This window comes from Streptomyces tateyamensis (genome assembly GCF_003205575.1).
GTDB classification, from domain to species: Bacteria; Actinomycetota; Actinomycetes; order Streptomycetales; family Streptomycetaceae; genus Kitasatospora; species Kitasatospora tateyamensis.
Window position 1 is genome coordinate 1 of the sequence record NZ_PYBW01000084.1, and the last position, 21990, is coordinate 21990.

General features: G+C 71.2%; 21 protein-coding genes and 1 pseudogene. 16 read left to right on the forward strand and 6 right to left on the reverse strand.

The annotated features are described in order from the left end of the window. Window positions 1-231 precede the first annotated feature (231 nt). The 5 genes from C7C46_RS22545 (at window position 232) to C7C46_RS36705 (ending at window position 4350) form a co-directional block, all read left to right on the forward strand. The gene (locus C7C46_RS22545) at window positions 232-1029 is read left to right on the forward strand and encodes a ferritin-like domain-containing protein (RefSeq protein WP_110671724.1); all 798 of its coding nucleotides are present in this window, start codon (window positions 232-234) and stop codon (window positions 1027-1029) included. Further along, window positions 1026-1850 carry a ferritin-like domain-containing protein gene (locus C7C46_RS22550; protein WP_245984709.1) on the forward strand — a complete coding sequence of 275 codons (825 nt, stop codon included), beginning with the start codon at window positions 1026-1028 and terminating at the stop codon, window positions 1848-1850. The genes C7C46_RS22545 and C7C46_RS22550 overlap by 4 nt, the downstream gene beginning before the upstream one ends. Before the next feature lie 69 nt (window positions 1851-1919). Further along, window positions 1920-2351 carry a cupredoxin domain-containing protein gene (locus C7C46_RS22555; protein WP_245984710.1) on the forward strand — a complete coding sequence of 144 codons (432 nt, stop codon included), beginning with the start codon at window positions 1920-1922 and terminating at the stop codon, window positions 2349-2351. Window positions 2352-2418: 67 nt separating this feature from the next. Next, window positions 2419-2949 (forward strand): DUF6529 family protein, encoded by a 531-nt coding sequence (locus C7C46_RS22560; protein ID WP_110671725.1) that lies wholly within the window; start codon window positions 2419-2421, stop codon window positions 2947-2949. Between the two features lie 756 nt (window positions 2950-3705). Beyond that, a complete protein-coding gene (locus C7C46_RS36705) occupies window positions 3706-4350 on the forward strand; it encodes a tetratricopeptide repeat protein (RefSeq protein ID WP_425470108.1) in 645 nt (214 codons plus the stop codon). Window positions 4351-4424: 74 nt separating this feature from the next. On the opposite strand, the gene C7C46_RS35980 is transcribed toward C7C46_RS36705, so the two are convergent. After that, window positions 4425-4769 carry a hypothetical protein gene (locus C7C46_RS35980; protein ID WP_110671726.1) on the reverse strand — a complete coding sequence of 115 codons (345 nt, stop codon included), beginning with the start codon at window positions 4767-4769 and terminating at the stop codon, window positions 4425-4427. Between the two features lie 32 nt (window positions 4770-4801). Continuing rightward, window positions 4802-6484 carry a high frequency lysogenization protein HflD gene (locus C7C46_RS22575; protein ID WP_245984714.1) on the reverse strand — a complete coding sequence of 561 codons (1683 nt, stop codon included), beginning with the start codon at window positions 6482-6484 and terminating at the stop codon, window positions 4802-4804. A 497-nt stretch (window positions 6485-6981) separates the two neighbouring features. On the opposite strand from C7C46_RS22575, the gene nicT reads away from it, so the two are divergent. From nicT to C7C46_RS22620, 9 genes are all read left to right on the forward strand, one after another. Further along, window positions 6982-8079, forward strand: coding sequence for a Nickel transporter NicT (gene nicT, locus C7C46_RS22580; RefSeq protein ID WP_110671727.1), 1098 nt, complete (start codon window positions 6982-6984; stop codon window positions 8077-8079). A gap of 371 nt (window positions 8080-8450) precedes the next feature. Continuing rightward, window positions 8451-9833, forward strand: a complete 1383-nt coding sequence (locus C7C46_RS22585) for a DUF4331 domain-containing protein (protein ID WP_245984716.1) — start codon at window positions 8451-8453, stop codon at window positions 9831-9833. 88 nt (window positions 9834-9921) lie between these two features. Next, the gene (locus C7C46_RS22590) at window positions 9922-11238 is read left to right on the forward strand and encodes a tetratricopeptide repeat protein (RefSeq protein WP_110671729.1); all 1317 of its coding nucleotides are present in this window, start codon (window positions 9922-9924) and stop codon (window positions 11236-11238) included. Window positions 11239-11374: 136 nt separating this feature from the next. Next, window positions 11375-11764 (forward strand): transposase, encoded by a 390-nt coding sequence (locus C7C46_RS22595; protein ID WP_181442471.1) that lies wholly within the window; start codon window positions 11375-11377, stop codon window positions 11762-11764. Next, window positions 11749-12147, forward strand: coding sequence for a hypothetical protein (locus tag C7C46_RS22600; protein ID WP_110671731.1), 399 nt, complete (start codon window positions 11749-11751; stop codon window positions 12145-12147). The genes C7C46_RS22595 and C7C46_RS22600 overlap by 16 nt, the downstream gene beginning before the upstream one ends. Further along, the gene (locus C7C46_RS22605) at window positions 12144-13052 is read left to right on the forward strand and encodes an MIP/aquaporin family protein (RefSeq protein ID WP_220040675.1); all 909 of its coding nucleotides are present in this window, start codon (window positions 12144-12146) and stop codon (window positions 13050-13052) included. The genes C7C46_RS22600 and C7C46_RS22605 overlap by 4 nt, the downstream gene beginning before the upstream one ends. A 397-nt stretch (window positions 13053-13449) precedes the next feature. Continuing rightward, window positions 13450-13764 carry a hypothetical protein gene (locus C7C46_RS22610; RefSeq protein WP_110671733.1) on the forward strand — a complete coding sequence of 105 codons (315 nt, stop codon included), beginning with the start codon at window positions 13450-13452 and terminating at the stop codon, window positions 13762-13764. 541 nt (window positions 13765-14305) lie between these two features. Beyond that, the gene (locus C7C46_RS22615; protein ID WP_245984735.1) at window positions 14306-15835 is read left to right on the forward strand and encodes a molybdopterin-dependent oxidoreductase; all 1530 of its coding nucleotides are present in this window, start codon (window positions 14306-14308) and stop codon (window positions 15833-15835) included. An 84-nt stretch (window positions 15836-15919) separates the two neighbouring features. Next, entirely contained in the window at window positions 15920-16588 is a 669-nt protein-coding gene (locus C7C46_RS22620) for a fasciclin domain-containing protein (RefSeq protein ID WP_110671735.1), read from the forward strand. A gap of 361 nt (window positions 16589-16949) precedes the next feature. On the opposite strand, the pseudogene C7C46_RS22625 reads toward C7C46_RS22620, so the two are convergent. Then, window positions 16950-17524, reverse strand: a pseudogene (locus tag C7C46_RS22625) (IS5 family transposase); the annotation flags it as partial. A 9-nt stretch (window positions 17525-17533) separates the two neighbouring features. Between C7C46_RS22625 and C7C46_RS34385 the strand changes: the two are divergent. Next, on the forward strand, window positions 17534-17839 hold the full coding sequence (locus C7C46_RS34385) for a hypothetical protein (protein WP_146259176.1): 306 nt from the start codon (window positions 17534-17536) through the stop codon (window positions 17837-17839). Window positions 17840-18041: 202 nt separating this feature from the next. Here C7C46_RS34385 and C7C46_RS22630 read toward each other — a convergent pair whose 3' ends face one another. Both C7C46_RS22630 and rpe read right to left on the reverse strand, forming a co-directional pair. Further along, window positions 18042-19001, reverse strand: coding sequence for a pirin family protein (locus tag C7C46_RS22630; protein WP_110671736.1), 960 nt, complete (start codon window positions 18999-19001; stop codon window positions 18042-18044). Window positions 19002-19091: 90 nt separating this feature from the next. Continuing rightward, the gene (gene rpe, locus C7C46_RS22635) at window positions 19092-19775 is read right to left on the reverse strand and encodes a ribulose-phosphate 3-epimerase (protein ID WP_110671737.1); all 684 of its coding nucleotides are present in this window, start codon (window positions 19773-19775) and stop codon (window positions 19092-19094) included. Between the two features lie 261 nt (window positions 19776-20036). On the opposite strand from rpe, the gene C7C46_RS22640 reads away from it, so the two are divergent. Continuing rightward, window positions 20037-20861 (forward strand): SDR family NAD(P)-dependent oxidoreductase, encoded by an 825-nt coding sequence (locus tag C7C46_RS22640; protein ID WP_110671738.1) that lies wholly within the window; start codon window positions 20037-20039, stop codon window positions 20859-20861. 145 nt (window positions 20862-21006) lie between these two features. Here C7C46_RS22640 and C7C46_RS22645 read toward each other — a convergent pair whose 3' ends face one another. Then, window positions 21007-21978: an aldo/keto reductase gene (locus C7C46_RS22645; protein ID WP_110671739.1), complete on the reverse strand. Its 972-nt coding sequence runs from the start codon at window positions 21976-21978 to the stop codon at window positions 21007-21009. Window positions 21979-21990: the final 12 nt, after the last annotated feature.

The following is a 21990-nucleotide window of genomic DNA, read 5'->3' on the forward strand; positions in this document are numbered from 1 at the left end:
TCAACTGTGGAACGCAGGGCAAGTCGCCGAACTGAAAGCGCGATTGCTTACCTAATGCAACAGCATGTCAAGAGGGCTTCGCCCCGATCGGCCCGGAGGGCCGTGCGAGCATCCATGCGGGTGAACCCGCGCGGCATCCGGGTGGGTCGGGCAATCCGAGGGCGTGTATTCCCCGAAAGTTGCGTGGGCAGGCCCGTGACAGGGCGGGCGCTGAAGGAGAGATGGGGCGTGATGGCGCAAGAGCGTATCGACACCCGGTTGTTGGAAGAGCTGACCGCGCAGTCGCAGGACTTGAACAGCGACGCGCTGCGGATCACGCGTGACGCGCTGACCGACTACTCGCAGAAGGCGGAGCCGCGCACCTTGCGCTGGTGGCAGCGGGGCGGGGTGCTGGCCGGGGTCGCCGGTGCGGCGGCCCTGCTTGGCACCTCGCGCGCCATGGCGGCCTCTCCGTCCGCGTCGGCGGACGACATCATGGCGCTGCAGACCGCCGCGTCGATCGAGAACCTGGCGATCGCCGTGTACCAGGCCGCCGCCGGGCTGCCGTTCATCAAGGACGGCAACAAGACGGTTGCGGCGTTCATTGCCAAGACCACCACGCAGCACCAGGCCCACGCACAGGCCTTCAACTCCGCCGCCACCGCGGCCGGCGGCCAGGCGCAGAACAATCCCGACCCGAAGTACAAGGCTGTCGTCGACCAGACCCTGCCGACCGTCAAGACCCCAGCCGACGTGGTCAAGCTCGCCATCACCCTGGAAGACGTCGCCGCCCAGACGTACACCAAGAACGTCGGGCAGGTCAGCAACGCCGACCTGCGCAAGCTGTTCGCCTCCGTCGCACCCGTTGAGGCCCAGCACCGCGCCACCCTGCTCGCGGTCCAGGCCCTGCTCGCGGGCAACGCCGCGGACCTGATCACCATCCCGGTGGACCCGGCGAAGCTGCCCGCCGCCGCCGGCAGTGTTGGCTTCCCCGATGCGTTCTACCCGACCACCAACGCCTCGCCGACCAGTGAAGGAGCCGTGAAGTGACCACTGCACAGGGCGGCTGGGAGCTGCCGATCAGCGAGCGTGAACTGAGCCGCCTCACCGGCGACATGGACGAGGCCCACCATGAGACGCTGCCCGAGATGCGGGCGAGCGCCGCCGACCTCGCCGAGGAGATCCGGGCGCGGCGCTCGGTCGAGGCTGTGGACAACGGCCGTCGGCGCTTCCTGCTCGGAACCGGCGGCGCGGCCGCCGCTCTGGTCCTCGCGGCGTGCTCCAGCAGCAAGACCACCAGCAGCGGCTCCTCCTCACCGTCGGCTGCGGGCTCGTCCGGCTCGGCCGGCGCGTCGGCTAGCGGGCAGTACACCGGGGACCTGAAGGTCGTCGCGCTCGCCACGGCGCTGGAGAACCAGGCGGTAGGCGCCTACAAGGCCGCCCTGGACGCGGCGGCGGCCGGCAAGCTCGGCACCGTTCCCCCCGCGGTCGCCACCTTCATCACCACGGCGATGGCCCAGCACGCCGATCACGCGAAGGCCTGGAACGCCGTGCTCACCGGCGCCGGCAAGCCGGCGATCACCGACGTCCCACTGTCCAACCAGCCCGACACCCTTGCCGCCCTCGGCAAGGCCACCAGCGTCGGCGACGTCGCCAAACTGGCCCTGCAACTGGAGGACCAGGCCGCCCAGACCTACCTCTTCGCGACCTACAACGTCACCAGCCCCGCCGGGATCGCCACCGCCGCCACCATCGCCCCCGTCGAAGCCATGCACGCCGCCGTCCTCAACTACGTCCTGGGCCAGTACCCCGTCCCCGACGACTTCCTGCCCGTCGACAAGGCCGCCAGCCCCACCCTCCTCACCGTCTGACCCAACTCGTCCCGAGCCCGAGGGAGGACTGACACCCTTCCCTCGGGCCCCGACCCGAAGGACTACCTCGTGTCCCCCACCCTCAACCGACCGCGCCCCCGGAGCACCATGGCAGTCGGCGCGGTCTTCGCACTGCTCAGCCTCGCCGGCTGCTCCAGCAGCGGCGGACCTACTACCGCCGGCACCTCGGCCCCGGGCTCCTCCTCCGCACCGGCCGCCACCGCGAACACCGCCACCGCGTCGACGATCACCATCAAGGACTTCGCGTTTACCCCCGCCGACCTCACCGTCGCCCCGGGCACCGTGATCACCGTCGTCAACAAGGACTCCACCGCCCACACCCTGACCGCTACCGGCAGCAAGGCCTTCGACACCGGGACGCTCGGCGCCGGCAATTCCGCGACGATCACCGCCCCTGCCCAGGACGGCAGTTACCCCTACATCTGCACCATCCACCAGTACATGAAAGGCACCCTCACCGTGAAGGCCAGCCGTCCGTGACAGGAGCAGCCGCGTGATGCGCCCGGTCGATGTTCCACCCGGACGACGGCGCAGACCAGTTGCAATCATGCGGCTCGTCCTCGCCGTACTGCTGCCGATCGTGGTCTTTGCGGGTCTGTACGCCTTCGGCGGCAGTCACGAACCCGCTTACACCAGCAGTTTGTTCGGCCAGTACGGCGACAATGCCAACGGCCTCAAGGCACGCCTGGGCACGGCACTGCTCGGCCTCGCCCTCGTCCAACTCCTGCTCGCCCTATGGATGTACCGACGACTGCCCGGCGCCGGCCGCGCCCCCGCACCGGTTCGCACCGTCCACCGCCTCACCGGCCTCGCCGCGTTCCTACTCTCCCTCCCCATCGCCTACCACTGCATCACCGCCTACGGAGTCCGGCTCAACACCACCCGTACCGCCATCCACTCCATCACCGGGTGTGCCTTCTACGGCACCTTCACCGCAAAGGTTCTGCTGGTGCGCAGCCGCCGTGCGCCCGGCTGGGCGCTGCCGGTCGCGGGCGGATCGCTGGTCACAGCTGTAGCCCTCCTCTGGTACACCTCCGCCCTGTGGTGGCTCAACGGGACCACCGTCCCAGGCCTCTGACCGCAGCAGAGCAAGGACCGCCGCCGCCTCCAGCGCGACCTTGAAGCCGAGGCTTCGCCGAGCCCGGGTGTGTCCCGGCTCGGGACACCTGGCGGCTGCGGCCTAACTCGAATAGCGGCTTTGAGTAGTCGCTCAAACACACTCCGTGCTGTTGTGGTGGTAGGCCCCTGGGCCCACTGGACGTGGCAACGGTCACCACGAAGACCCACGCGCGCCAGCTGCTTCGCGCAGCAGAGCCCGCCAAGCGCGTGGCACCCATCGCTCCCGCGTCCAGCCACTCCCGCAAGGCCCTGTGCCGCGCGGTACCGGTGCCCACACTGACCGCTCTCACCCAGGGACCGCCCGGCCGGGCGTGCCGCGGACGGGCGGTCACCGCAACAGAAGGACGGGTCATGCAACTTCCGCGTTCGCCACACCTGTCGGCCATTGGCCGCCGCGCCGAGCGGCCCATGGCCGGGCTCGGTGTCCTGGCTCTGCTGGCCGTGTCGGCGCGGGCTCGGCTGCCCGTCCGCCGGGGACCGTGAGTGAAACGAGCGCATCCTCCGACGCGCTGGCCACCGACATCGCCGGGCTCCAGCAGCACCTGCGGCAGGTGCCCGGTGACGCTCCCGCGCTGGGCACCCTGGGCCTGGACTACGTCCAGCAGGCCAAGGTCACCGTCGACCCGTCGTACTACCCCAAGGCCGAGGCCGTCCTCACGCAGTCGTTGAAGCTCGACGGCGACGAGAACTTCACCGCGATGGCCGGCATGCCGCCCTGCAGGCGGCCCGGCACAACTTCGCCTCGGCGCTGGAATGGTCACAGCGGGCCATCGCCGTCAACCCCGACAACGCGACGCTCTACGGGATCCTCGCCGACGCCTACACCCAGCTCGGCCGCTACCCGGAGTCGTACGACGCGGTGCAGCACATGGTCGACCTGCGCCCCGGCACCCCCTCGCTCGCCCGCGCCTCCTACGCCTGGGAGCTGCGCGGTGACGTCGCCGCGGCGACCGAGAACATGAAGCGGGCGCTGGACGACGCCAACACCCCGGCCGACCGGGCCTTCACGCTGTACCACCTGGCCCAACTCGCCCTGGACAGCGGTGACCAGAAGACAGCACTGGCTCATGCCGAGGAAGGACTGCGGGTGATCCCCGGCTCCGCCGAGCTACTGGAGGGACGTGCCAAGGCCGAGGCGGCGCTCGGCAACACCGACACCGCACTCGCCGACTACACCAGCGCCCTCGCCAAGGTGCCCCAGCCCGCAAATCGCGCGCTCGACCCAGCACGCCGCAACAGGCACGCGCGAGACCCGGGATCGCGGGCAGGTTGGGGAGACCGGGCGGGCGTGCCGCCCGCAGCGGGCCGTGCGCCCGCCTGGTGGCTGCGGTCCGCCGGCCCGCCGTGCGCTTCGACATGATCTCCAAGCACGGCGCGGCGTTCGGATCCTTCGCGAGGCTCGGCACGGGTTCACCCGGGACGGGGCCGCGCAGGTCACGGATTCCCTGCCAGGTGGGTGGGGTCGCCACCCAGGGTGCGATACAGCTGCGTCCACTGCCGGTCCGTCGCCGTTGCCGGTTTGCCGTCGCAGTAGGCCCTGGTGCCGTTGGCGGTGTAGAAGCGCATCATCGTCAGGACCGACATGGGGTCGGATTCCTCCCCGCCCGTGTAACGGTGGCCCGGGGCCTGCTGCTGGTGCTGCAGGCACGTGGGCGACGGCGTGGCCGGTTGGGCGTCGAAGCTACCGTCATCGCTGCTGCCGCACCCGGCGGTGAGGCCGCAGAGCGTGGCGGCCAGGACGAGTGTGGGCAGCGCGTGGCGGTGTCGGGGAATTAGCACGAGGAACCTCCTGCTGACGGGGACCGGTGGCTTCACAGGGTGGACGGCAGGCTGCGCACGACCAGGCCGATCCCGACGGTGACGACGAGCAGGGCGGTCAGCAGCGCGGTGTACGGGGTGATCCGGCTGACTGCGCGGAGGAAGGGCCGGTCGGCGGCTCCCGTGATCGAGTCGCCGAGGCGGACGAAGAGGAGCCCGGCGGCCGTGAGGGTGCCGGCCATGCCCAGTCCGTACGCGACTACCAGGCCCGCGCCGAAGAGGGTGCGGCCCAGTGCCACCGCGCCCAGCAGGACCACCAGGGCGGAGGGGCTCGGCACCAGACCGCCGGCGATGCCCAAGCCGATCAGGCCGCGTTTGCCGAGCGGTCGGTCGGGTTCGCCGTGGTGGTGATGGTGGCCGAACAGACTGTGGCGGTGGTGGTCGTGATCATGTCCGTGGCCATGGTGGTGCTCGGGGGGATGCGGGTGCTCGTGCTCGTGCGGATGGGGGTGGTCGTGGTCGTGCTCGTTCTCGTGGTGGACCTGGCCGTCCGCAGGGGTGTGACTGTGCTGTTGGGCCTGCGTGGCGGGTGCCCCGGCGAGCACCGGGACGGGAACGTCGGTGCGCCGGGCCGGGGTGCTGGATGCCAGGCCATGGCGGTGGGTGCGGGCGCGGGCGCGGCGGAACGCGTCGAGCAGTAGCCCTGCGCCGACCAGGGTGACCAGGGCGCCGCTGGTGACGCCGAGCCAGCCGAGGACGAGGTCACCGGCCAGCGAGGAGAAGGCGGTCAGGCACAGCCCGAGGACGAGGACGCCCGCGGTGTGGGTGACGGTGACGGTCGCGCCGACCGTGAGGGCGTCACGGGTGCTGCCGCGTCGCCCGGCGAGGTACGCCGCCATGATCGTCTTGCCGTGTCCGGGCAGCAGGGCGTGGCCGGCGCCCAGAACAACGGACAGGAGTACGGCGAGGAGGCCGACCGGCAGGGTCAGTTCGTGCGTCGCGCCCAGTGTGGCCAGCTTCGCGTCCAGGCGAGCGAGCCAGGCGGTGGGGCCGCCACCGCGCATGCCGCCAGTGGTGCCGGTGAGCCCGGAGCCTGGTCCGCCGCCGGGCACGGCGGTGAACTGGGCGGTCACGACGCCGCTCGGGTTGTCCAGCAGGTCCCGCGGGTAGTCCCGCAGCTGATGGGAGAGCGACTGCTCGGGGACGCTGCTGTCCCGCAGGTGGACGCCGTCGCCGGTGGCCGTGATCTCGTTCCAGCCCACCCGCGTTGCGTCGCTCCCGGTGGCGACGCGCAGTTGCGCACCGGCAGTGCCGAGGTCCAGCGGCGCGTGGAGGACACACTCCAGGCGGCTGGTATCCAGGCCCGCGGAGCCGGGCGCGTACTGGAACCGCGCCGAACTGACCGTCCAGCGCAGAGCCCGGTTGTCCGCGGTCACGCTGAGCCGTTCGGCGCTCTGCCGGCACTGCTGAGCCGCCCAGGCGTCTCGTTCGCCGTCATCCGCCGTGCCGTTGCCGTCGCGGTCCACCTGGGGTTTCTGCTGCAGGGTCGGGATCTCGGCGGTGTCGGTGACGGAGAGCGCCTCGACGTGGTCGGGGTGCACGGTCAGGCCGGTGTAGTGGTTGATGGAGAAGTTCCCCAGCGGATGGGCTCCGGCGGGCGGCACGAAGGCCGTAGCCAGCCACGCGGTGCCGGCCAGCAGGACCCCAGCTCGGGCAACGGAACGGGTGATGGCCACGCACTGCCTCCAGCGGACTGGCCAGGCCGCCTCGTTCGGACTGGGCACCTGGCGGGTGGGGCGCCGCGTGCCGTGCACTCGCACCCGGCCCTGACACCTTCGCGGGACAACGCCCAGCGCCGTGCCCGCGACACGGCCGGCTGACAGCAGTCACTCGAACGGCCCGCACCAGGTCCTCGGGCCCCGCCCGCCCGAGGCGTCCATGTCCGCACAGGTGACGAGCAGAAAGCGTCCGTTCCTGCCGGCGCCGCTGTTCGTCTCCCAGCCAGCCCCGACACACGCCGGGCGTGCGAGGCGTACTCCGCCGCATCCCCCAGATGCCTCAGCGCGCCCTGTGACAGACCTGTGCAACTGCTGGGATTATGCAACTACAAGGTTGAGGCTTCCCGGCGTGCCACCCGCGCCCCAGGTGAGGAAGAACGCCCATGACCACAACAGCACCCGTCCGCCCCGCCCGCGTAGACATCAGATCCGCGTGGCGACGCACCGCCGCCACGATGACCCGTCAGGAATGGTCCCGACTTGCGGCGATGGCGGCCTTCATCACCGCACTGCACATTGTGGGCTGGTTCACGCTCGTGGTGATCGTGGCGCCAGGGCACTACAGCGTCGGCGCGAAGAGCTTCGGCATCGGGATCGGCGTGACCGCCTACACCCTGGGCATGCGGCACGCCTTCGACGCCGACCACATCGCCGCCATCGACAACACCACCCGCAAGCTCATGCAGCAGGGCAAGCGCCCGCTGTCGGTCGGGTTCTGGTTCTCTCTGGGCCACTCCAGCATCGTCTTCGCCCTGGCATTCCTGCTCTCACTCGGTGTCAAAGCCCTCGCCGGCCCGGTCCAGGACGGCGGATCGAAGCTGCACCAGGTCACCAGCCTGATCGGGACCGCCGTGTCCGGCACCTTCCTCTACCTCATCGCGGCCATCAACCTGGTCGTCCTGGCCGGCATCTGGCGGGTCTTCCGGCGGATGCGCTCCGGCCAGTTCGACGAGGCCGCGCTCGAAGAGCAGCTTGAAAATCGCGGCCTGATGAACCGTCTGCTCGGCCGGGCCACCCGATCGATCGCCAAGCCCTGGCACATGTATCCGCTGGGGCTGCTCTTCGGCCTGGGCTTCGACACCGCCACCGAGATCGCCCTGCTCGTCCTCGCCGGGTCGGGCGCGGCCTCGGGCCTGCCCTGGTACGCGATCCTGTGCATGCCCGTCCTGTTCGCCGCCGGCATGTGCCTGCTCGACACGATCGACGGCTCGTTCATGAACTTCGCCTACGGCTGGGCGTTCTCCAAGCCGGTCCGCAAGGTCTACTACAACCTCACCATCACCGGCCTGTCCGTGGCCGTCGCCCTGATCATCGGCACTGTCGAACTGCTGGGCCTGCTCGCCGGGCAGTTCCACCTCCACGGCGGCCTCTGGGACCCCGTCGCCGCCCTGGACCTGAACATCGTCGGGTTCGTCATCGTCGGCCTGTTCTTCGCCACCTGGCTCATCGCCCTGGCGGTATGGAAGTTCGCACGGATCGAGGAGAAATGGACCACCAGCCTGCGTGCGAACCCGGTCGAGGCGCTGCCGGCAGTCCCCGCGAGCGAGGGATGACACCCTGACCACAGATTCGGCGAATCGCTCAGCGCGGCGAAGGAAACCGGGCCGGCGCAGGCCCGCCGAGGTCGCCGAGACCAGGGCTTGGGAAGAGTCACGGCCGCTGGCTGATGTTGGTCCGTCCGGGCGCAGCTGCTCAACCACGCGGGTGACGCGGCCAGTCCAGGCCCCGCGCGTTCACGAACTTCCGATGGGATCCGGTTCACAGTGCCCAGTGCGGCTGCTCAGCCGGACCCGCCGCCAAGGGCGCCATCGAGCCCGGGGCGGACGCCGACCCGTCACGGAAGCGAGAACCCGACCGTATGAACGTCACGCGCCGACCTGCCCGATCGCGCTCGACCGCCCGCACCGCGGCCATCCTGACCACCATGAGCCTGGCCCTGGCCAGCACCGCGCTGCTGGGCACGGGTGCCGGCGTCAGCAGCGCCTCCAGCCACCGCGAGGCGCCGCTGATCGCCGCCGACCCGCAGGTCGACAACACCGACGTCTACGCCTTCACCAGCCCCGACAAGCAGGACACCGTCACCCTGGTCGCCAACTGGCTGCCGTTCCAGGAGCCCAACGGCGGACCGAACTTCTACCCCTGGGCCGACGGCGCGCACTACGACATCAACATCGACTCGCAGGGCACCGGCCACCCCGACATCACCTACCGCTGGACCTTCCACACCGAGGACCAGCGCGGCACCAACACCTTCCTGTACAACAACGGCGTGGTGAACAACCTCACCGACCCCACCCTGCTCTTCCACCAGTACTACACGCTGGAGGAACTGCGCCCCGGCTGCGAGCCCAAGATGCTGGTCGAGCACGGCACCGCCGCCCCCTCGGACACCGGCAAGGCGTCCATGCCGAACTACGGGAAGCTGCGCGACCAGGCGACCGTGCAGCTGCCGAACGGCGGGCAGACCGTGGCCACCCAGGCCGCAGACCCGTTCTTCCTCGACCTGCGGGTCTTCGACCTGCTCTACGGCGGCAACCTCTCCGAGACCGGCCAGAACACGCTGGCCGGATACAACGTCAACACCCTCTCCATCCAGGTCCCCAAGAGCGAGCTGGCCTTCCACGGCGACGCCGGCCGCAACCCTGTCATCGGGGTCTGGAGCAGCACCGAGAAGCAGACCATGAAGCTCACCCCCGGCGAGCAGGAGCCGGTCGGCAAGTACGTCCAGGTCTCGCGCCTCGGCAACCCGCTGGTCAACGAGGTCGTGGTGCCGGCCGGTCTGAAGGACGCCTTCAACGCGCTCCCGCCGTCCGAGGACCACAACCAGCCCGCCGTGGTCGCCAAGGTCCTCGACCCCGAGGTCCCGCACCTGGTCCAGAGCATCTACGGCATCCCCGCCCCGGCGACCCCGCGCACCGACCTGCAGGAGATCTTCCTGACCGGCATCGCCAAGGCCGCGAACGGTCCGCTGGCCGTCGACCTCAACTCTCAGCTGATGAACCAGGACATCGACGTCAACCAGTTCGTGCCGGCCGAGGAACTGCGGCTGAACATGTCCACCCCGGTCACCGCCAAGCCCGACCGGCTCGGCGTCCTGAACGGCGACTTCCAGGGCTACCCGAATGGGCGCCGCCTCACCGACGACGTCGTCGACATCGAGCTGCAGGCGCTGGAGGGAGCCACCCCTGGCCACCTGATCGGCGCACTGGCCGCCGGCGACGGCGTGAACGCCGCTGACAAGCCGTTCGGCACCTCGTTCCCCTACGTTGCGCTGCCCTACGCCAAGGCGGTCAACCAGGCGCACTGACGGCTCGGTGGGGTGGGTGCGCGAACAGTTCCCCGCGCACCCACCCCGTCCGACGTGTAGCGACCCTTCGGCTCACCGGGACCCGAACATGCGACGACTTCCCCTTGCGATCACCACCACGCTTCTCTGCGGCGCCCTGGCCGCGGTCGGCGTGTGGCAGGAGCGCCCCACTGCCAACTCGGCAGCCTCGTCGGACAACGCCCGGCGCGACAGCAGGCCGCTCGCAGGCGGCTCCCTGCCCCAGGCCATCACCGCGGACCAGCGCCGGCTGCGCGTAGCTCCTGACGACGCGTCGGGCTGGGCACGCCTGGGAGGCGAATACGTGGAGCAGGCCCGGCTGAGCGCCGACCCCTCCTACTACCCCAAGGCCGACGAGGCGCTGCACCGCTCGCTCACCCTCGCCCCGAAGGACAACATCGAGGCGCTCACCGGCCTCGGCGCCCTGGCCAACGCCCGCCACCAGTTCGCCCAGGCCCGCGACCTCGCGGACCAGACCATCGCGAGCGCCCCGCTGCACTGGCAGGCCTACGCCGTCCTCGCCGACGCCCGCACCCAGCTCGGCGACGACACCGGCGCCACGGAAGCAGTTCAGGCCCTCCTGGACCGCCAGCCCGGCACCGCCTCCTTCACCCGCGCCGCGTACGACCTCGAACAGCACGGCCGCACCGACGACGCCCGACGGGCACTCCAGCACGCCCTGGGCGGCGCGTTCGACCCCGCCGACAAGGCCTTCTGCCAGTACCAGATCGCCGAACTGGACCGCAACGCCGGTCACCCCGACCAGGCCCTGACCGGCTACCAGCAGGCCCTGGCCGAAGACGCCGACTACACCCCCGCCCTCGCTGGAAAGGCCCGCGCCGAAGCAGCCCTCGGCAACACCAGTAGCGCCGTGCGCGACTACGACAGCGCCATCGCCAAGGTTCCTCTGCCCCAGTACCTGCTTGAACTGGGCGAACTCCACCAATCCCTGGGCCACGCCGACCAGGCCCAGGAGCAGTACCGACTGCTGGACGCCGAACAACGCCTCGCCGCGGCCAACGGCGTCGTCGATGACCTGACCATGGGCCAATACCACGCCGACCACGGCGACCCGGCCCAGGCAGTACGCCTGCTGCGCGCCGAGTGGAGCCGACGCCACAACGTGCTGGTCGCCGACGCCCTCGCCTGGGCGCTGCACCGCCAGGGCGCCGACACCGAGGCACTCGACCTCGCCCACCAGGCCCAGCACACTGGTTGGCCGAACGCCCTGTTCGCCTACCACCGCGGTGAGATCGAACACGCCCTCGGCCGGGATGCCGCCGCCCGAGACGACCTCACCGAAGCACTGCACGACGACCCCTACTTCAACCCACTGCAAGCCCCCCGCGCCCGCGCCGACCTGACCGCCCTCACCGGCACGACCTGATCAGGAAGATGCCGCGGCACGGGCAGGACTGCGGCAGTGACTCGGCAGCCAGATGAACCTCGCCACGCAGCTGGTGGACACCTGAGAGGAGGTCAAGACCATCCAGGCCGCACCCCCGCACGCCACCGGCTACACCGTGGACGCCCTCGAACACCTCACCGCCTGCTACGAGGAGATCTCGCTGCTGGACGGAGTCGGGCACCCGGCCCGCGCCGCGGGTGAGCCGCGCCACAGGCGATCGAAGGCCGCGAACCTGCTCGACCGCCTCGACATCGAACGCGACCAAGTGCTCCGGTTCACCTTCGACTGGCGAGTCCCCCTCGACAACAGCACCAGCGAGCAGGCCATCCGGATGGCCAGGCACCAGAAAATCCCCGGATGCTCGTGCTGCGCCGCCCTCATCGTGAAGCGCGGTCGGCAGGTCCTCAGGTGTGGAACCCGACGTATGGGACACACTGTGACCAGGGGTCGCCGGCGCGGTGACCACCGAGGCGTGGAAGGGACGCTGCCATGGCGAAGACACTGACCGTCCGGTGGGCTGACGCCCCGGCAGAACACGACTACCCGGCCGCCGCCTCGTTTCTCTCACTGACGGCCGGCCCCGCGCTGGTGGAGGTCCTGACCGCCCTGCTGTCACGGGCACCCACGGTCCAGCAGTGCGCCAAGGACATCCTGCGTGCGGCCCGCTTGCCGCTGCTCCCCGCGGACGACCCCGAGGTCGCCCGAGACCTGAAGAAGGTCTCCAAGGGCAAACCGCTCTCCCCCGTCCTGCTCGTTCGTGGCGACCTGGGGCGGGGCCGCCCCCTGCAGATCGCCGACGGGTACCACCGCGTGTGTGCCTCCTACCACCTCAGCGAGAGCACCGACATCCCCTGCCGCGTCGTCGACCTGCCTGCGATCGCGACGTGACCCCCCCCCAGCCCGGACGGGCGAGCGGAATGACCGGCGAGGAGCATCCGGGCGACGCGGTACCTGCTGGCGCTCCCGACGAGTCGGACCACGTCGAGGAGAGCGTGCGCGCCCGCCACGGTCCGCGGATCGCGGCGGAACTGGAGCGCGAGCCGGTATGGGCCCGCGACTTCACCGACCTCGCCTACGAGGGGCGACGGCTGTTCAGCGAACTCCTCGGCACCTTCCTCCTCGTCCTGGCCGGCGCCGGCGCAGCGGTACTGGACGCGGCGACCCACGGCCAGATCGGTCGCGGTGCGGAAGTGACGGCCCCCGGGCTGACCGTACTGGCCGTCATCCTCTTCATGGGCGCGGTCTCCGGCGCCCACCTGAACCCCGTCGTGAGCATCGCCTTCGCACTGCGCGGCGACTTCGCCTGGCGCCGCGTTCCCGCCTACATCGCCGCCCAGTGCGCGGGCGCCGTGCTGGCATGCCTCGTCCTCAAGGCCACTTTCGGGGACCTGGCCCACGTCGGCGCGACCCTGCCGGGGCCCGGCTTCTCCACCGCCCAGGTGTTCGTCGTCGAGGCTGTTCTCAGCTTCGGGCTCGTCAGCACCGTCCTGGGTACTGCCTCCAGCGCGCAGAACGTGGGGTCCCTGTCCGCAGTGGGCGTCGGCGCGTACATCGTGACGGCCGGACTGTGGGCAGGCCCCGTCAGCGGCGCGTCCATGAACCCGGCCCGCTCGCTCGGACCCGCGCTGGTCAGCGCGGACCTGCACGACTTGTGGATCTACCTCACCGCGCCTGTGGTCGGCGCGCTCACCGCAGTAGGCGCTGCCCTCATCCTGCGCGGGCCCGGCGGCGGACCGGGCGGATCCCGGGCCGCCCAGGGCACACTCCAACCACCGCGCACCGGCCGCCGCTGATACTCCAGAACTGACGCTGCGCGGCCGAACGGTGGTGCATCGGCCGCGCACCGAAGCGGAGGGCCCCCACGCCGGGTAGCACCGGCAGTAGCGCCGACACCCTGCCACCGCGGCGCACATCCGTTGACCAGCCGTGAAGTCCGCTCTTGGGGGGCGAACGTGGATGAGTGGGGCCGGTAGGGCTGCCTCACTCGGACGGGTGGCGCCGCTACGGGCCCGTCAACATAAGGGCAGGTGACGCATCCCCCCATGTGACCGTTCCGGGCGCTCACCCTCACGCTCGTCCATTCGCCTCGGCATCCGGCCGAGCCGACATGCGAGCGGCCGGTCCTGCTCCTAGCGTCGGCGGTGGAGAGGCTGAAATCTCCGAAATCCCCAGACGTGAAGGTGACTTCTCATGCTCAAGCGCATCGCACAGGCCGCTGCCATCGCCACACTCGCCGTCGGCGCGGTGGTCATCCCGGCGGGGGCCGCCATGGCCACCCCGATCCACAGCCTGGCGCACTCCGTCCAGTCCTACGGCCACCAGCAGGACTGCGACGAGAACGGAAACGACGAGGGCCGCCACGAGGAGCACGGCGGCGGTGACCAGTGGCAGAACAACAACAACGACTACGGCCACCACAACGTCTTCGTCAACAGCTTCAACGGCAACCACGAGGGCGGCGACCGTTACGGCCGCGGCTTCGGGCTGCTCTCGTTCCTTCTGTGACGGCGTGACAGCCTTTCAGATGGACAGCACGGCTCGCGGTCGGCTCTCGCACGGCGGCTGATCGAGAAACTCGACGGGTGGAGGTGGACCGGGCATCGATGCCCGGTCCACCTCCACCCGTCGAGCAGTGCTGGGAGTACCGCCGCGGTTGCCGATCCCGGCCTTCCGCTGGTCTCCGAAGCAGATCCGCTCGCTGTGCGGCGGGGGCGTTCCCCGCGCAGGGTGAAGACGTCTCGAAGTATGTGAGGGTGAAGTTCCCCCGGGCTCTGGCGCGGGTCCTCCGGGAGGCCCGCGATGCCGCCGGCCTGCGCATCGGTCGAGGCGCTCACCGCCCGCCCACGCGCAACCCGACCGGCGGGGTTGCCCTCTTACGGACCAGCCGTCAATCCCGCTTCGCAACCGGATCAGTGACTTTTCGATCGCCACCCATCCGGCCCGGGGACTGCTCCGAATGGGCGTTGTGACCAACAGTGGAACGCCTGCCGAGGAACCCGCCTCCGTGCACCATCCCCGCCCGGCGCTGCGTGCGGCGGGCGCCGCGATGATCGGGTTTGCCGCCGCCGCGGCAGCGGTCGGCGCGGGTGAACTGGTCGCGGCGTTCACGGGACCCGAGAGCGCACCGGTGATCGCGGTCGGCTCGGCCGCGATCGACCTGACGCCCACTGCGCTGAAGGACTACGCCGTCCGCACCTTCGGCACCAACGACAAGCCGGTGCTGCTCGCCGGGATCTATCTGACGATGGCGGCTCTCGCCGCCCTCGCCGGCCTGCTCGCGGCCCGACGCCCCCCGCTGGGAGGCGCGGTCTTCGCGCTCTTCGGCGGTCTGGGCATCTGGGCGGCCCTATCCCGCTCGACGTCGATGCCAACCGACGCCGTGCCATCCATCGCGGCCGGCCTGGCAGGCGCGGCGGCTGTGGTCTGGCTCGCCCGCCTGTTCCGGCAAGCCAGCGTCCGACCCGGCGTCCAGCCCCCTGTGAAGGGCCCCACGTCATCGTCCAACCCGGACCGGCGAACGGTGCTACTGGCCACCGGCGGCACGGTCGCCGTGGCAGCGGTCGCGGGGGTGGGCGGCCGCATGCTCGCGGACAGCCGCAACGACATCACCGCCGCCCGCAACGCGGTCCACCTCCCCGCGCCTGCGCTTCGCGCCCGGCCGGTCCCACTTGCGGCGCGCCCGGCCATCCCCGGCCTGCCCTCCTTCTACACCCCCAACGCGGAGTTCTACCGGGTCGACACCGCCCTCACGCTGCCCAGGATCGACCCGCGCAGCTGGTCGCTGCGGGTGCACGGCCTGGTCGACCGACCACTGCTCATCAGCTTCGACGAACTGCTGCGCCGACCGCTTGAGGAGCTGGACCACACCCTGTCGTGCGTGTCCAACGAGGTCGGCGGACCCTACGTCGGCACCTCGCGGTGGCTGGGAGCCTCGCTGCCCGCCCTGCTGCGCGAAGCCGGAGTCCGCTCCGGGGCACAGCAGTTGGTCGGCCGCTCCAAGGACGGCATGACCATCGGCGCCCCGATGGACGCCGTACTCGACGGGCGGCAGGCACTCCTGGCGGTGGCCATGAACGGCGAGACCCTGCCCGTGGCGCACGGCTTCCCGTGCCGCACGGTGGTCCCCGGACTCTACGGCTACACGTCAGCCACTAAATGGCTGGTCGACCTGGAGGTCACCACCTTCGCCGCCCACGACCCCTACTGGGTCAAGCGCGGCTGGGATCGTACCGGGGTGGTGAAGACCACCTCTCGCATCGACGTCCCTGCGCCGTTCGCCCACGTCGCCGCCGGAGACGTCAGCGTCGCCGGCACGGCCTGGGCCACCCACCGCGGTATCGCGGCGGTGGAGGTCCGGGTGGACGGCGGACCATGGGCCCAGGCCCGCCTGGCAGCCGACGCGGGCACGGACCTGTGGCGGCAGTGGAGTTACGACTGGACGGGTGCCCAACCCGGAACGCACCGGATCGAGGTCCGCGCCACCGACGCCACCGGCGCCGTCCAGACCGAAGCCCGAGCAACTCCGTTCCCCTCCGGTTCGACGGGCTGGCACAGCACCGTCGTGATCGTCACCTGAAGCCTTTCCGAACCTCCCTCCTGTCCCGGCGCCCGGCTATCGCCCGGCCTGAACCGTCATCACCCCTCTCAAGGAGCACCTCACATGTCCGTCATCACCACCCGCACGTCCCTCGCCGTCGCCCTGGCCGTCGGAGCGCTGGCGCTGAGCCTCACCGGGTGCGGCAGCAGCGGCAGCAGCAAGGCCGGCGGTGATGCGGCATCGTCAGCAGCAGCCGGCGCACCGATGGCCCCGAGCAGCGCCGCGTCCATGCCCGCGACCGGCTCCGCGATGGCCGACCAGCCGTTCGGCGCCGCCTGTTCCGCCGTCCCCGCCACCGGTGCCGGCAGCTTCGCCGGCATGGGCCAGGACCCGGTGGCCACCGCCGCCTCCAACAACCCGCTGCTCTCGACCCTGGTGACCGCTGTGAAGGCCGCAGGCCTGGTCGACACGCTCAACTCGGCCAAGGACATCACCGTCTTCGCGCCGACCAACGACGCCTTCGCCAAGCTCCCCAAGGCCGACCTGGACAAGGTCCTGGCCGACAAGGCCCTCCTCACCAAGATCCTCACCTACCACGTCTCGCCCAGCCGCCTGTCGCCCGACGCACTGGCCGGCACCCAGAAGACCCTGGAAGGCAGCCCCGTCACCGTCACCGGCTCCGGCCAGGACTTCACCGTCAACAGCAACGCCAAGGTCCTGTGCGGCAACGTGCACACCGCCAACGCCACCGTGTACATCATCGACACCGTCCTGATGCCGCCCACCTCCTGACCCACCACCACCTCCGTGGGCCGCGCCGGCATCCGGCGCGGCCCACGGCCGTCGGGCAAGTCGACCAGCCGCCCACCCCGGCGGCGTGGATCACGAAACGGTGGACGTACCCGAAGAACGCGCTCCGGTCTTCGATGGTGTCCCCCATGTCATCGGACGTCCTACTGCGATCGTGGGCCCTGGGACAGCACGCTGAAGGGCTGGCGAGGACACGCCACCTCAGGTGCCCGGGGGACGTTTCAGCTCGGTGCAGTTCGACGGCCCGGGCGGCCCGAGCTGCGGCACCGAGGGTCAGTCGGGGCGCGACGGGGTCGCTCTCGCGGTGATCATGGAGCACGGTTGGTCCGTACCGCGGCCACTAGTCGAAGTCGTAGCCCCGGTCGGCATACAGGTATCGCGGCTTGCGGCGAGGCCGTCCTCGTAGCCCCCGGATCGGCGGGACCGCGTCGAGCAGCGGCAGCAGCTGGGTGACGTCGTGGCGGTTGCCGCCGGTCAGCGTGACGGCGAGCGGGGTTCCGTGCCGGTCGACTATCAGGTGGTGCTTGGAACCGGGACGGGCGCGGTCGACCGGTGAGGGGCCGACGTGATCCACCCTCTGAGGGCCCGGACATGCGAGCCGTCAACAGCGCAGTGTTCAAGATCCAGCAGGTCGGCGCGGCGCAGCTCGGTCAGCAGGGCTGCGTGCAAGCGCGGCCAGACGCCGGCCCCGGTCCAGTCCCGCAGGCGGCGCCAGGCCGTCACCCCGGAGCAGCCGACCGTCTCGGCCGGGACATCACGCCAGGCGACGCCAGTTCGCAGTACGTACATCACCCCGGCGAGGGCCGCACGGTCGGGAACACGCAGCCGCCCGGGGTAGCGGTGGCGCCGCTCAGGAGCGGGTGGCAGGAGCGGAGCCACGCGCTCCCACAAGTCATCCGGAACAAGATCAGCCCGCACCCGGACACCTTGCCGACCAAGATCGCCATACGCAAGACCCGCGGGTTCACCCTCGGCGGCTCCGACGCCGCCGCTGGCGCGGTCGACGCCGGGATCGTAGCGGAGGCGGCGGCTGCGGCGGATGCCGTTGCCGCCACCGAGGCGAGGCCCCTGAACCTCGCAGCGGCAGCGCCCGGCGCCGCACCGATCCCCAACCTGCCGCCGGTCGCCCCGCCAACCCCGGCGCCCTACCCGCTGTACACCCCGGCCCAGCAGGCCGCCGCAGCCGCCTGGGCTTGGTCCAGCGCACCCAAACGGCCCAGACCGATTTCCTGATGACCCGTCAGCCAAGTCAGCAAATGGTCAGCAAGTGTACGAGTAGACCCTGCCGAACGCGCGTAGACCTGGGAATCGCTCCCTTTACCCGATGAGCCGTCCCCAAGGGTCGGCTAGCTCCCCGCCTATGTCTGGCCGAGTCCAGCTACGGACTCCCGCCGACGCTCCGCAGAGAGCCAGCCCGACCATATATTCCCGCAGGTCAGCGCACCCTTCCCCGCGGCTTCAGCGGCCCCGGCGGCAACGCCGGCGCCCGCAGCCGCTCCCCCGTGTACCCGTGCACCACCCCGAAGCGGTCACCCTGATCCCAGTCCTGGACCGCCTGGACGATCTCCGCGTGGTCGCGGCCGATGAAGTTCCAGAACATCACCAACCGCTCCTCGAACGGCTCGCCGCCCAGCAGCAGCACCGCGGCGTCCGTGCGGGCGAGCAGGGGGAGGGTGGTGCGGCCGGTGCCCAGGTAGAGGAGCGAGCCCGGTTCGACCCGGACGCCGTCCACCTCGACGCTGCCGCTGATCGACAGCACCGCGTACTCGAAGTCCGGCTCCACCGGGAGCTGGGCCCGGGCGCCCTCACGCAGTGTCAGGTCGACGCCCACCAGGGGCGTGTACGTGGTGCCGGGCGAGGTGGCGCCGTCGGCGGTGCCCATGATGACCGTGCCCCGCAGGCCGGCGGCGGTGATCTCGGGGAGCACCGGGTGGTGCTCGAAGTGCGGCGCCACGTGGCGGTGCGCGTCCGGCAGGGCGACCCAGAGCTGGGCGCCGTGCAGCAGCCGGGGGTGGTCGGCCGGGGACTCCTCGGAGTGCGAGATCGCCCGCCCGGAGGTCATCAGGCCCAGCTCGCGCGGGCGGACGGTTTGCAGGCTGCCCAGGCTGTCCCGGTGCAGCACCTCTCCGTCGTGCAGCCAGCTGACGGTCTGCAAGCCCATGTGCGGGTGCGGCGGGACCTGCATGCCGGGCTCGCCGGCGATGTCGTCGGGGCCGTAGTGGTCGACGAAGCACCAGGCGCCGACCATCCGCCGGCCCAGGGTGGGCAGCAGTCGGCGGACCCTGGTGCTCTCGCCGAGTTGGACGGTGCGCCCGGTCAGCAGGTCGCGGACCGGGCCGGTGGCCGACTGGCCGCCGCAGTCGGTCGCGGTGGGACGCAGGTCGAGGTTGCTCACGTCGGCCACCGTAGCCGAGCGGGGGTCAGCAGCCCAGCAGGCGGGCGGCTGTCTGCGCGCGGGACCCGCGCGGCCCGGCCGGGGGGTGCTTCAGTGCGCGCAGGCCCAGGCCGCCGTCGCGGTGGCCGCCTCGGCCTGGGCCCGCAGCGCCCGCACCGCCTCGGCGGGGTCCGCGGCGCCGTACACCGCCGAGCCCGCCACGAACACGTCCGCGCCCGCCTCCGCGCAACGCTCGATGGTGGCGGCCGAGACACCGCCGTCCACCTGGAGCCACAGCTCCAGGCCGTGCTTGCTGATCAGCTCCCGGGTGCGGCGGATCTTGGGCAGCATGATGTCCAGGAACGCCTGGCCGCCGAAGCCGGGCTCCACCGTCATGATCAGCAGCATGTCCAGCTCGGGGAGCAGATCCTCGTAGGGCTCGATCGGCGTGGCGGGCCGCAGCGCCATCGAGGCGCGGGCGCCCTTGGCCCGGATCTCGCGGGCCAGCCGGACCGGCGCGGCGGCCGCCTCGACGTGGAAGGTGACCGACCCGGCCCCGGCCTCCACGTACTGCGGGGCCCAGCGGTCGGGCTGCTCGATCATCAGGTGGCAGTCGAGCGGAGTGTCGGTGGCCCGGGCCAGCGACTCCACCACGGGGACGCCGAGGGTCAGGTTCGGCACGAAGTGGTTGTCCATCACGTCCACGTGCAGCCAGTCGGCCCCGCGCACGGCCTGGGCCTCCTGGGCCAGGCGGGCGAAGTCCGCGGACAGGATGCTGGGGTTGATCTGCGCCATTTCCGAAAGCCTCACCATTCGTCCGTGTGGGCACTCGCCCGCCCCCATCATCCCCCGAGGCTCTCGCCGCCCGCTCCCCCGCCCCGCTCCGGCACGATCACGTCGTACCGCTCCGACACCGGGCCGTGCAGTCCGCCGGCAGTTCCGGCAGGGCAGCTCGCTGCCGTTCGTTGCCGTCCTGGCGCGCCGCGGCCGGCCGCGGATCCGCGGGCGCGGACTTCGTCAACTTCATCTCCCGTCCGTTGCCCTATCTTTGACAATGTGTCAAATCAACTGAGGACCATTCTGATCACCGGATCGACCACCGGACACGGCCAGGCGCTGGCCGAGCGGCTGGCCGGCCCCGACACCCTCCTGCTGCTGCACGGCCGGGACGAGCAGCGGGCCGGCGAGGTGCGGGACCGGGTGCGCGCGGCGGGCGGGCAGGCCGAGGTACTGCTCGCCGACCTGGCGGACCTGCACGAGGTGGACGGCCTGGCCACCGCCGTGCTGGCCGACTTCCCCCGCCTCGACGTGCTGGTCAACAACGCCGGCATCGGCTCCGGCCCGCCCGGCGCGCCGCGCGAGCAGAGCGCGGACGGGCTGGAGCTGCGCCTCGCGGTCAACTACCTGGCGGGATACCACCTGAACACCCGGCTGCTGGGCCGCCTCCAGGAGGCGGACGGCCGGATCGTCAACGTCTCCTCGATCGGCCAGCACCCGATCGACTTCGCCGACCCGCAGCTGCTCGTCGACTACGACGGCGGCCGGGCCTACCGTCAGGCGAAGCTGGCCCAGATCCTGCACACCATCGACCTGGCCGAGCAGCTCACCGCCGCCGGCTCCACCGTGACGGTGAACGCCCTGCACCCGGCCACCCTGATGCCCACCGGCATGGTCGCGGAGGCCCTGCTGCCCACCATGAGCGGGGTCGACGAGGGCGCCACCACCACCCTGGCCCTGGTCAGCGGCGCCGCGGGCGCCGGGACCGGCCGCTTCTACAACGGCCTGCAGGAGGCCCGCGCCGACAACCAGGCGTACGACCCGAAGGCCCGCGAGCAGCTGCGCGCCCTGTCGGCGGAGCTGGTCCGCTCGGTGCTGGGCTGACCTCGGCCTGAACAGCTGACCCCGCCCCGAGCACGGGGTGGCCCGCCGCTACCGACCCGACCCGAGCACACGGTGGCCCGCCGCAGCTGACCCCGACCCGCGCACGGGGTGGCCCGCCGAGCGGCGGACCACCCCGCGCGCGGCTTCACCAGGCGTAGTCCTCCGGCGCCGTCCGGTGGCCCGGGAAGATCTCGTCGAGGCGCTCCAGCGACTTCTGGTCCAGCGTCACCTCGAGCGCGCGCAGCGCCGCGTGCAGCTGGTCCAGGGTGCGCGGGCCGACGATGGGGGCGGTGACGGCCGGGCGGGTGAGCAGCCAGGCCAGCGCGATGTCACCGGGCTCGTGGCCGAGCTCGGCGGCGAAGTCCTCGAAGGCCTCGAGCTGGCCGCGGTGCTTGGCCAGCCCCTCCAGCGCCCGGCCGCCCGCCCGGCGCACGCCCTCGCGCTCCTTGCGCAGCACGCCGCCGAGCAGCCCGCCGTGCAGCGGGGACCACGGGATGACGCCCAGTCCGTAGTGCTCGGCGGCCGGCAGCACCTCCAGCTCGACGCTGCGCTCCAGCAGGTTGTAGAGCGACTGCTCGCTGGTCAGGCCGAGGAAGTTGCGTGCCTTGGCCCGCTCCTGGGCCTGGGCGATGTGCCAGCCGGCGAAGTTGCTGGAGCCGACGTAGATGATCTTGCCCTGGGCGACCAGCACCTCCATCGCCTGCCAGATCTCGTCCCACGGGGTGTCCCGGTCGACGTGGTGCATCTGGTAGAGGTCGATGTGGTCGGTCTGCAGGCGGCGCAGGCTGGCGTCCACCGCGCGGCGGATGTTGAGGGCCGAGAGCCGGCCCTCGTTGGGCCAGCTGCCCATGTCGCCGTAGACCTTGGTGGCGAGCACGGTCTTCTCGCGCCGGCCGCCCCCCTTGGCGAACCAGCTGCCGAGGATCTCCTCGGTCCGGCCGCGGTTCTCGCCCCAGCCGTAGACGTTGGCGGTGTCGAAGAAGTTGATGCCCTGCTCCTGCGCGACGTCCATGAGCTGATGGGCGTCGCCCTCTTCGGTGAACGGACCGAAGTTCATGGTGCCCAGGCAGAGTCGGGAAACCTTGAGGCCGGTGCGGCCCAGACGGGTGTACTCCATGATCCTCAACCC

Bases quoted from the DNA above. Each gene is read 5' to 3' on its own strand.
- C7C46_RS22545 (WP_110671724.1), top strand. From the start codon at position 232: ATGGCGCAAGAGCGTATCGACACCCGGTTGTTGGAAGAGCTGACCGCG.
- C7C46_RS22560 (WP_110671725.1), top strand. From the start codon at position 2,419: ATGCGGCTCGTCCTCGCCGTACTGCTGCCGATCGTGGTCTTTGCGGGT.
- nicT (WP_110671727.1), top strand. From the start codon at position 6,982: ATGACCCGTCAGGAATGGTCCCGACTTGCGGCGATGGCGGCCTTCATC.
- C7C46_RS22585 (WP_245984716.1), top strand. From the start codon at position 8,451: ATGAGCCTGGCCCTGGCCAGCACCGCGCTGCTGGGCACGGGTGCCGGC.
- C7C46_RS22590 (WP_110671729.1), top strand. From the start codon at position 9,922: ATGCGACGACTTCCCCTTGCGATCACCACCACGCTTCTCTGCGGCGCC.
- C7C46_RS22600 (WP_110671731.1), top strand. From the start codon at position 11,749: ATGGCGAAGACACTGACCGTCCGGTGGGCTGACGCCCCGGCAGAACAC.
- C7C46_RS22610 (WP_110671733.1), top strand. From the start codon at position 13,450: ATGCTCAAGCGCATCGCACAGGCCGCTGCCATCGCCACACTCGCCGTC.
- C7C46_RS22615 (WP_245984735.1), top strand. From the start codon at position 14,306: ATGATCGGGTTTGCCGCCGCCGCGGCAGCGGTCGGCGCGGGTGAACTG.
- C7C46_RS22620 (WP_110671735.1), top strand. From the start codon at position 15,920: ATGTCCGTCATCACCACCCGCACGTCCCTCGCCGTCGCCCTGGCCGTC.
- rpe (WP_110671737.1), bottom strand. From the start codon at position 19,775: ATGGCGCAGATCAACCCCAGCATCCTGTCCGCGGACTTCGCCCGCCTG.
- C7C46_RS22645 (WP_110671739.1), bottom strand. From the start codon at position 21,978: ATGGAGTACACCCGTCTGGGCCGCACCGGCCTCAAGGTTTCCCGACTC.